General features: G+C 73.1%; 11 protein-coding genes. 6 read left to right on the top strand and 5 right to left on the bottom strand.

All coding sequences use genetic code 11. The features are described from left to right. Positions 1-628: 628 nt before the first annotated feature. Positions 629-1,177 carry an XRE family transcriptional regulator gene (locus ACZ4WV_RS31235; RefSeq protein ID WP_465752008.1) on the bottom strand — a complete coding sequence of 183 codons (549 nt, stop codon included), beginning with the start codon at positions 1,175-1,177 and terminating at the stop codon, positions 629-631. Between the two features lie 680 nt (positions 1,178-1,857). Between ACZ4WV_RS31235 and ACZ4WV_RS31230 the strand changes: the two genes are divergently transcribed. Beyond that, positions 1,858-2,265, top strand: coding sequence for a hypothetical protein (locus ACZ4WV_RS31230; protein ID WP_465752007.1), 408 nt, complete (start codon positions 1,858-1,860; stop codon positions 2,263-2,265). Positions 2,266-2,342: 77 nt separating this feature from the next. After that, a complete protein-coding gene (locus tag ACZ4WV_RS31225; RefSeq protein ID WP_465752006.1) occupies positions 2,343-3,344 on the top strand; it encodes an aldo/keto reductase in 1,002 nt (333 codons plus the stop codon). A gap of 256 nt (positions 3,345-3,600) precedes the next feature. Here the strand turns inward: ACZ4WV_RS31225 and ACZ4WV_RS31220 are convergent, their stop codons facing one another. The 3 genes from ACZ4WV_RS31220 to ACZ4WV_RS31210 all read right to left on the bottom strand — a co-directional run bounded on the left by ACZ4WV_RS31220 (position 3,601) and on the right by ACZ4WV_RS31210 (position 4,985). After that, a complete protein-coding gene (locus ACZ4WV_RS31220) occupies positions 3,601-3,804 on the bottom strand; it encodes a DUF397 domain-containing protein (protein WP_465752005.1) in 204 nt (67 codons plus the stop codon). Positions 3,805-3,940: 136 nt separating this feature from the next. Next, positions 3,941-4,153: a DUF397 domain-containing protein gene (locus ACZ4WV_RS31215; RefSeq protein WP_465752004.1), complete on the bottom strand. Its 213-nt coding sequence runs from the start codon at positions 4,151-4,153 to the stop codon at positions 3,941-3,943. Beyond that, a complete protein-coding gene (locus ACZ4WV_RS31210) occupies positions 4,137-4,985 on the bottom strand; it encodes a helix-turn-helix domain-containing protein (RefSeq protein WP_465752003.1) in 849 nt (282 codons plus the stop codon). Before ACZ4WV_RS31210 ends, ACZ4WV_RS31215 begins: the two co-directional genes overlap by 17 nt. 104 nt (positions 4,986-5,089) lie before the next feature. Here ACZ4WV_RS31210 and ACZ4WV_RS31205 point away from each other — a divergent pair, with 104 nt between their 5' ends. The 3 genes from ACZ4WV_RS31205 (at position 5,090) to ACZ4WV_RS31195 (ending at position 6,085) form a co-directional block, all read left to right on the top strand. Beyond that, entirely contained in the window at positions 5,090-5,293 is a 204-nt protein-coding gene (locus ACZ4WV_RS31205; RefSeq protein WP_465752002.1) for a hypothetical protein, read from the top strand. After that, positions 5,293-5,541 carry a hypothetical protein gene (locus ACZ4WV_RS31200; RefSeq protein WP_465752001.1) on the top strand — a complete coding sequence of 83 codons (249 nt, stop codon included), beginning with the start codon at positions 5,293-5,295 and terminating at the stop codon, positions 5,539-5,541. The genes ACZ4WV_RS31205 and ACZ4WV_RS31200 overlap by 1 nt, the downstream gene beginning before the upstream one ends. Positions 5,542-5,617: 76 nt before the next feature. Continuing rightward, the gene (locus ACZ4WV_RS31195; protein WP_465752000.1) at positions 5,618-6,085 is read left to right on the top strand and encodes an NUDIX domain-containing protein; all 468 of its coding nucleotides are present in this window, start codon (positions 5,618-5,620) and stop codon (positions 6,083-6,085) included. A gap of 30 nt (positions 6,086-6,115) precedes the next feature. Here ACZ4WV_RS31195 and ACZ4WV_RS31190 read toward each other — a convergent pair whose 3' ends face one another. After that, entirely contained in the window at positions 6,116-7,915 is a 1,800-nt protein-coding gene (locus tag ACZ4WV_RS31190; protein ID WP_465751999.1) for a glycoside hydrolase family 35 protein, read from the bottom strand. Between the two features lie 205 nt (positions 7,916-8,120). Between ACZ4WV_RS31190 and ACZ4WV_RS31185 the strand changes: the two genes are divergently transcribed. Continuing rightward, positions 8,121-8,453: a DUF1330 domain-containing protein gene (locus ACZ4WV_RS31185; protein WP_465751998.1), complete on the top strand. Its 333-nt coding sequence runs from the start codon at positions 8,121-8,123 to the stop codon at positions 8,451-8,453. Positions 8,454-8,531: the final 78 nt, after the last annotated feature.

Raw genomic sequence — 8,531 nt, 5'->3', positions numbered from 1 at the left:
TCCACGTTCCACCAAAAGAAGAACCCGTGGTCAGAGGGGAGACCAACCCACCTCCCCTCCCCCTGGGGCGAAACAGCAGAGCGCAGCGTCGCCTCCTCCCCCCCCCCCCCCCCCCCCGCCTCTTGGCGTCCTCCGGGGGTCCCGCGAGCCGGGCGGCTACCGCTGAGGCCCGCGCGGGATGTTCGACACCCGGGCGGCGTTCCGGGCACGGCCACCCCCGCCCCCAGCAGTGGAGATGAGGAGCCCGGTGCCACCGCGGACGGGCATCACGCCGTAGCCCGCGGCTCTCGCTGGCTGCAAGGCCGGGGAAGGGCAGTTGACGGCGGCTCACCGCAGGGCCGTCTCGGCGCCGCTCGGCCCGTCCGCCCGGGCCAGGTGGGCGAGGTGGTCGGCCTCGCTGTCCAGGGCGCGGGGCGTTTCGGTGTCGGCGGCCGGGTGCGGTGTCGAACGGGCGCGGCAGTTCCAGCTGTTCGGCCATCCGCCGACAGCGCCGCAGTGCCGACCGGTAGCCCGGCCCCGCCGCAGGTCGTCCCATACGCCGAGCTCCCCGCCGCCGTCCCCACCCCCGCGGGCGCACCCGTGCCGGGCGCACCCCCAGGGCGTGCCGTCCCCCGGATGTCCCGACCGCTCAGAGGGAGGAGCGCCGGCGCGAGGCGTCCCGGCGGACGATGACGTCCACCAGCTCGCTGACGGTGTCCAGACCCTCCAGCGACAGCCCCATCGCCCGCAGCGCCAGGCTGCGCACGCCCGCGTCGCGCAGCGCGCCCAGCAGCGCCAGCTCCTTGGCGATCTCGGCGGCCTGCCGTTCGTCGAAGAAGTAGGCGGGCGGGACCTGGAAGAACTGGGCCAGCGCCTCCAGGTGCCGCTTGGTCGGGTTGTCCCGGCGCCCGGTGCGCAGCTGCCACAGGTAGGTGGTGGAGAAGGACTCCCCGGTCGCCTCGCGGCAGGCCCGGGCCACCTCCTCGTTGGTGTACTGCTCCCGGTCGGGGCGGCGGATGGTGTGGAACAGCGCCTCGATCCGGGCCGCGAGCCCGTCCGGCTCCCCAGACCTGCTCGGCTCCCCGGAGCCGCTCATCTCGCCAGACCCGCTCGTCTCTCCGCATCCGTTCGGCTCCCCGGACGCGCCCTGCCCGCCCTGCGGCCGCACCTGAACGACGTCCCCCGTGGACTCCGTCATGCCCCCACCTTCCTCACCCCGGGCCCCGCGCGTCGCGTTCCCGTCGGACGGGCAGGGCCGGCCAGGTCACGATAGCCGAACACCATCAGCAGGCGTGTACCCGAAGGTATCCGCCATCCACGCCAGTTGACCCGCGCCGTGTCGGCTGACGCCCCGGAGAACGGGCCAGCAGGCGCGACCATCCGTCCTGACGTGACCTCAGATCAGTTTACTGACACCGTACTTGGCGCGTGCCGCACCGGTCCGTCCGAGCCCGCCACGGCCACCGGCGGCACCGAACGGAAATGAAGGGGGCACCACCCGTGGACACCGCGGCGCCGCGCCGGCGGCAAGACCCGCACACCGTACGGCTAACCCTCCTGTGGCGGGCCGCGGGAGCACCCCTCGGCTGCGCCCCTTGCCACCACGAGCGACGGGCTGCCACACGGCACCGAACCCCGCCACCCGGCCGAGCCGTTCGACGTGCCGCGCCGCCACGGCGTCCCCCGGGAGGACCCCGCTACGCCGGCCTCGTCCTCACCGCGCACGGCTACCCGCCGCTCACCCCGGCCGCCTGACCCCGCTTCTGATCCGCCATGCGTGCCACGCACGTTGACCTCATCGGGGCGCGCCCGCGCAGGCGGCGCGCCGCGCGGACGGGAAGCGAACGTGCTCAGGTTCTCGGGGCGTGGCGGATCACCGTGGTCGGCCGCACCGCCGACTTCGAACAGCGCGCGGTCGCCCGCTGCCGGTACGGCACCCGGATCCTGCCCGGACGGCCCGGCGCCACCCTGAACGCGAACCCCGTCACGGACGCGTACGGGGGCGAGGGCGGCTGGACGCTGCCCCTGGAACACCACCGTCCCGGCCGCAGCTGGCAGCCCAACCTGCGCACCACCCCCGGCCCGCTCACCGAACGCGACGGCGCGCGCAGCCGGCTCCTCCTCAGCAACGACTGCCACCGGCCGGGCAAACCGCCGGACTACGTCAACGTCGTGCTGCGCCTGGACCAGCTGCCGGCCCCCGCGTCCCGGACCCCGCCCCGGCGCGGAGAGTGCGCATCGTCTCCCCGGGCCCGCCCGGGCCCGGCGGCACCGGCGAGGGGCTGACCTGGCCGACCGGACGTCCTGGGGGCAGCGTTAAAGTCCCAGGTGAGCACCCCGAGCCCGCCCGAGGAGACCCCGCCGTGCCGACCGAGCCCGCCACCGACCCCGCCCCCGCTGCCCGTCCGCACCCCGCGCGCCTGGGCCTGGGCACCGCGGCCGTGGGCCGGCCCGGCTACATCAACCTCGGCCGCGAGGGCGACCTGCCCGCCGACCGCACCGTCGAGGCGCTGCGCGAGCGCACCCACGCCCTCCTCGACGCCGCCTACGCGGCCGGCGTGCGCTACCTCGACACCGCCCGCTCCTACGGCCGTGCCGAGGAGTTCCTCGCCCAGTGGCTCGCGACACGCCCCGAGGCGGCGGCCGAGGTGACCGTCGGCAGCAAGTGGGGCTACACCTACACGGCCGACTGGCGCACCAGCGGGGTCGCCGCCCACGAGGTGAAGGAACACTCGACGCGGGTGTTCGACCGCCAGATCCGCGAGACCCGCGCCCTGCTGGGCTCCCACCTGGACGTCTACCTGGTGCACTCCGTCGTCCCCGACAGCCCCGCCCTCACCGATCCCGCCCTGCACGGGCGCCTGGCCGCCCTGGCCGCCGAGGGCGTGCGGGTGGGGCTGTCCACCAGCGGCCCCGGCCAGGGCGACACCATCCGCCGGGCCCTGGACATCACCGTGGCGGGCCGCCCGCTGTTCACCGCCGTCCAGGCCACCTGGAACCTGCTGGAGACCTCCGCCGCGCCCGCCCTCGCCGAGGCCCACGCGGCGGGCTGGCTGGTCGTGGTCAAGGAGGCGATGGCCAACGGCCGCCTGGCCGGCCGCAACGCCACCGGCCCCGACACCGCCGCCCTGCGCACCCTCGCCACCCGCACCGCCACCACCTCCGACGCGCTCGCCCTCGCCGCGGCCGCCGCCCAGCCCTGGGCCGACATCGTCCTGTCCGGCGCCGCCACCCTCGACCAGCTCGCCTCCAACCTGACGGCGGCCCAGGTGATCCTTACACCCGGGGATCTGAAGGCCCTCGCCGCCCTGGCCGAGCCCGCCGAGATCTACTGGCGCACCCGGGCCTCCCTGCCCTGGGCCTGACCAGTCGCCCCTGCTACCCCCGCGGCACACGGTGCCAGCAGGCGCCGCACCGTCTGGCCACCGCCCGAGCAGGAAGTCGGCCCGGCCGACTTCCTGCGCCCGAGCCCGAGGGAGCTGAACGTGCCGAGCGGCGCCGAGTGCTGCTGCCAGCTGCGCCGAACCCGCTTCCCGCCTGACCCGCACGGTGGAGCGGAAAGTCGGCAAGTCCGACTTCCTGCGCACGCCGCCGCCCCGGCCGGTGCGGCGGCGCACAAGCTCAGTCGGTACCGAGTGCACCGGTGCGGACGGCGGTGACGAAGGCCTGCCAGGCGTCGGCGGGGAACACGAGGGCCGGACCGTCGGGGTCCTTGGAGTCGCGGACCGGGACGACGCCGGGGATGCCGTCGGCGACCTCCACACAGCCGTTCGATCCGCCGCTGTAGGTGCTCTTGCGCCAGGCGATGCGGGTGTTGATGTCCATGGCAGGTCCCCTCCCGCTTGAGCGGTGAAGTAGGAGGTCGGCGGGGCCGACTCCTTGCGCGCGGGTTTGGGAGTTGAACTTGTCGGACAGGTAGAGAAGGCCCGCCGCCCCGGGGCGGCGGGGCCGGAGGCTGCTGTCAGTGGGCGTCGAACTCGCCGGTGCGGACGGCGGCGATGAAGGTCTGCCAGGAGGCGACGGAGAGGATGAGGGCAGGCCCGTTGGGGTCCTTGGAGTCACGAACCGGGACGATGCCCGGGAAGCCGTCTGCCACCTCGATGCATTCGCCGCCCTGACCGCTGAACGTGCTCTTGCGCCAGCGAGCGCCGGATAGGTCAAGGTGCACTTTCAAATTCCTTCCGTACTACGCGGATCAGCTCAAGCGACGCGGCCAGCGGCAGCGCCTCAGCTTGCAGCCGATCGTACTCCCTGGCCCAGCCCGCGAGGGTTTCGGCGTCGCGCTCCAGAAAGCCGCGTTGGTGGCTCTCCGAATAGCCGAGAAGCGAACGATTCGGCATGGTGAGGATCGTCACCGGGTGCGCGAATGGACGGTTCTCTCCAAGATCGATAGGGGCGACCTGGACGGTCATGTTCGGCCGACCGGCTAGCTCCTCCAGATAGGCCAACTGGCCAACCATCACGCCTGGTCCACCGATCGGTCGCCGCAGACACCATTCGTCCAGCACGGCATGGACGTAGGGTGGAGAGGGCTGAGCGAGCCGTTGTTGCCGAGCGAGTAGGAACCGCATGCGCTCGTCGGCCTGCTGCTGCGTTACGGTCCCACGCCTGACAGGTGCCTGTTCATAGGCAGCTGCATACTCGGGCGTCTGCAGAAGCCCTGAGACGACTCCGATCTGGAAGAACCGGAGCGCCGTCGCTTCGGCCTCCCGCTCGGCGTACTCGGGGAATCCCTCTATCAAGATGCTGTGTTCGAGCTGGTCGAGCATCAGGGCGAGCGTCCCGCCGGTGTTGAGGTACTCGTCCACGAGCTCCACGAATCGCCGGCTCGGCCGGCGGACGCCGCGCTCGATGCTGGAGATGTAGGCATCGGAGTACGAGATGGCCTCGCCGAGCTCGGACTGAGTCATCTCAAGCGCGTCACGGAAGCGGCGCAGCTGAATCCCTAGAGACGCGTACGGCGATGACGCGGGGTCAAGGTCCTTACGGTTCACGATGCTTCCCAACTGAACCACGCTGAACTGGCGACTTCAGATGCTTCCCTACGAGGGGGCTCATCCGCAACCCTTTCCCCACAGAACGTGAACGCTCGACTGCGGAAGGTATTCTCATGGCCCAAGACCAAGCGCCCCGGCTCCACGGCTACGGCGTCCTGTGGGACACCGGCGCCCAGCGCTACCGGGTGCGCAACGAGATGACGGGGGAGTGGCTGCGTACCCCGGCCACCGGGGAGTTGGCCGCCTTCACCTCCTTCACCGACGCATGGGGCGCCTGGAAGGTGTTCGAGGTACACAAGCGGCCGGGGGAGAAGTGATGTCCTCCACCCTCTCCCGTGTCACCGCCGAGCAGCGGCGTGAGGCCACCTCCGTCGTCGAGGACCTGATCTCCGTGCTCGCGCTCGGCGGAGTCACATTGCCCTCCGTCGAAGTGGACTGGGAGCACGGGCGGTTGACCGGGTGCTACCTCGTCCAGCTCGGCTCGGCGCGCACGCTCGAACTCCTGCGGATCGTCGACCTGTTGCGCAAGGGGCTGCGCTACGAGCGCCTCACGTATGACGACTGAACTCCTCGCCCGTCTGCTGTGGTGGGCGGGCTTCTCCCTCCTGCTCCATGCCGCTCGCAGAAAGTAGAACCACCCGATGCGCGACCCCCGCCTGCCCGCCAAGCCGCCCGTGACCCGGCTCGGCTGCCACGTCCTCGTCCGCAACCGGCGCGGTGACGTCCTGCTCGTGGACCCCGACTACATGGACGGCATGATCCTGCCCGGCGGGGCCGCCCGCGCCAACGAGCCGCCGCACCGCGCCGCCGCCCGCCACCTCCACGCCGAGACCGGCCTGCACTTGCTCCTGACCGACATCCTGGCCGTCGACTTCACTCCCGCCGACCGCTACCTGGAACGCCTCAACCTCGTCTTCGACGGCGGCACCGTCCGCGACCACACCCCGCTCACCGTCCCGCCACAGCACCAGAGCGGCCTGCTCGGCGCACGCTTCGTCCCCGTGCGCGAGCTGCCCGGCACCATGGCGCCCGCCCAGTTCGCCCGCGTCGCCGAGGCGCTCGCCAACCGCACGCTGCCCGTCCTCCTCCACGGCCAACGCGCCGCCTGACCGCCTGTCCCGGCCCCGCGCCCGCTGCCGTCAGTACTCGGCGCTGGGGGCGGCCGTGGTCGGGCCCAGGTCCGGCTGGTCGCGCAACTCCACCACCTCGCCGTGGAGTTCGAGTTCGAGGACCAGCACCTCGTTGTCCCCCGCGCGCCACAGCGGCGCGGGGGCGTAGAGGGTGCGCTGGGGGCCGTCGGCGCGGTAGCGGCCGAGGAGGAAGCCGTTGACCCACAGCAGTCCGCGGCCCCAGCCGGGCAGGGCGAGGAACGCGTCGGCGGGGGAGTCGAGGCGGGCCGTGAAGCGGTGGAACACCGGCTCGCCGTCCGCCGCCTCCCCCTCCTCCGTGAAGTCGAGGGCGGCGAGGGCGGCGGGGTCGGTCAGCGGCAGCGGCCGGATCTGCCAGCCGAACAGCCGCTGGTCCCCGTGCGAGACGCCGCGGGTGATGCCCTTGCGGTCGTCCATCTGCGGTCCGTAGTTCACCCGGCCCAGCGCCTCGACCAGGATGTCCAGCCGCACCCCGTCCTGCCCGGTGGACAGCGCCAGCGTGGCGCCGGGGTCGTTGCGCTCCAGCGTCCCGAGCGGCCGCCCATCGGCGAACACCTGCGCGCGGTCGGCCAACCCGTCGATGCGCAGCGGCAGTTCGGGGCGCGGGCCGGGCACGCGGGTGCGGTAGTGGATCAGGCCTCGGTCCTGCCCGAGGGCCTCCATCGGCAGCGGCGCCGCCCGCTCCACCGGCTGCGACAGCGCGTCCAGGCCCGCCAGCAGCGCCGCCCGCCCCTGGGCGCGCTCCAGCCGCTGCGGGGCCACCCGCGGCAGCGGGGGCGGCAGTTCACCCTCCGGCAGGTCCAGGTAGCGGCCGATGATCTCGCGCAGCGCGTGGAACTTGTCGGTCAGCTCGCCCGCCTCGCCGATCGGCGCGTCGTAGTCGTAGCTGGTGACGGTCGGCTCGTACCCGGCGTCGTACGGGTGGGCGCCGGAGTGGTTGGCGCCGGCCCACAGGCCGAAGTTGGTGCCGCCGTGCGCCATGTAGAGGTTCACGGAGGCGCCGGTGGCCAGCAGTTCGTCCAGCGAGGCGGCCGTCTCCTTCGCGTCGCGGACGTGGTGCGGGCGCCCCCACTGGTCGAACCAGCCGATCCAGAACTCCATCGCCGCCAGCGGCCCGTCCGCCTGGTGGCGGCGCAGCAGCGCCAGGCGTTCGGGCGCGCGCGAGCCGAACGTCGCGGTGGCCAGGTGCCCGGGGATCGAGCCGCCCTGCTGCATGGTGTCGTGGGCGCCGTCGGTGGTGAACAGCAGGCAGTCCACGCCGCGCCGTACCAGGCCGTCGCGCAGGTGGCGCAGGTACGCGGCGTCGTCACCGTAACTGCCGTACTCGTTCTCCACCTGCACCGCCACCACCGGCCCGCCCCGGCTCGCCAGCAGCGGCAGCACCTCGGGCACCAGAGCGTCGAACCAGCCGTCCACCTCGGCCAGGTACGCCGCGTCCGCGCACCGCAGCCGCAGCCCCTCCACCGCCAGCAGCCGGGCCGGCAGGCCGCCGAACTCCCACTCCGCGCAGATGTACGGGCCCGGGCGCAGGATCACGTCCATGCCCAGCTCCCCGGCCAGCCGCACGAACCGCCCCACGTCGCGCCACCCGGTGAAGTCCACGTGCCCGGCCCGCAGTTCGTGGAAGTTCCACGGCACGTACGTGTCCACCGTGTTCACCCCCAGCGCCCGCACCCGCCGCAGCCGGTCCTCCCACAGCTGCGGGTGCACCCGGAAGTAGTGCACCGCCCCGGCCACCACCCGGTGCGCCACCCCGTCCCGCAGGAACCCGTCCGCGTCCAACCCGAGCATGCGCCACCCCGCCTTCCCACAGCAGAACCCGTCCCCGCCGAGCCTAGCGAGGAACGGGCCCCGCCGGCCGACCGCCACCGGCGCGTCAGACATCCGTGCCTACGTCACCCCTACCGATACGTGACGGATTCGCCCGCACCCCGCCGCCCCCTACCGTCGGAGACGCCAACAGCAACCACCCCCGACACCCCCCCAGGAGCAGCAGATGACCGCCTACGCGATCGCCCAGGTCCACTCCGTCGAGGCCGGCCCCGACATCGTCGAGTACCTGCAGCGCATCGACGCCACCCTCGACGCCTTCGGCGGCCGCTTCATCGTCCACGGCGGCACGACCGAGACGGTGGAGGGCAGGTGGGGTACGGGCGGCACGATCGTCATCGAGTTCCCCGACCTCGAGCGGGCCCGCGCCTGGTGGCACTCGCCCGCCTACCGGGAGATCCTGCCGCTGCGCACCCGGCACATGGTGGCCGACATCGTCCTCGTCGAGGGTGTGCGGGCCGGCTACCGCGCGGCGGACTCGCTCGGCGGGGGCGCCTGAAGCGCGGGACCGCGGTTGACGAGACCGTTCGTGCTCGGGAGCATGTGTCGCCGCGCGTGGTGCGCGGGTGCAGACGGA

The organism is Kitasatospora sp. NPDC029312, assembly GCF_055569215.1.
This window is presented reverse-complemented; position numbering and strand designations above follow the sequence as displayed.

Coding starts and splice junctions, on each gene's coding strand:
- ACZ4WV_RS31195 (WP_465752000.1), top strand. CDS start 5,618: ATGCGCGACCCCCGCCTGCCCGCCAAGCCGCCCGTGACCCGGCTCGGC.
- ACZ4WV_RS31200 (WP_465752001.1), top strand. CDS start 5,293: ATGTCCTCCACCCTCTCCCGTGTCACCGCCGAGCAGCGGCGTGAGGCC.
- ACZ4WV_RS31185 (WP_465751998.1), top strand. CDS start 8,121: ATGACCGCCTACGCGATCGCCCAGGTCCACTCCGTCGAGGCCGGCCCC.
- ACZ4WV_RS31220 (WP_465752005.1), bottom strand. CDS start 3,804: ATGGACATCAACACCCGCATCGCCTGGCGCAAGAGCACCTACAGCGGC.
- ACZ4WV_RS31190 (WP_465751999.1), bottom strand. CDS start 7,915: ATGCTCGGGTTGGACGCGGACGGGTTCCTGCGGGACGGGGTGGCGCAC.
- ACZ4WV_RS31205 (WP_465752002.1), top strand. CDS start 5,090: ATGGCCCAAGACCAAGCGCCCCGGCTCCACGGCTACGGCGTCCTGTGG.
- ACZ4WV_RS31235 (WP_465752008.1), bottom strand. CDS start 1,177: ATGACGGAGTCCACGGGGGACGTCGTTCAGGTGCGGCCGCAGGGCGGG.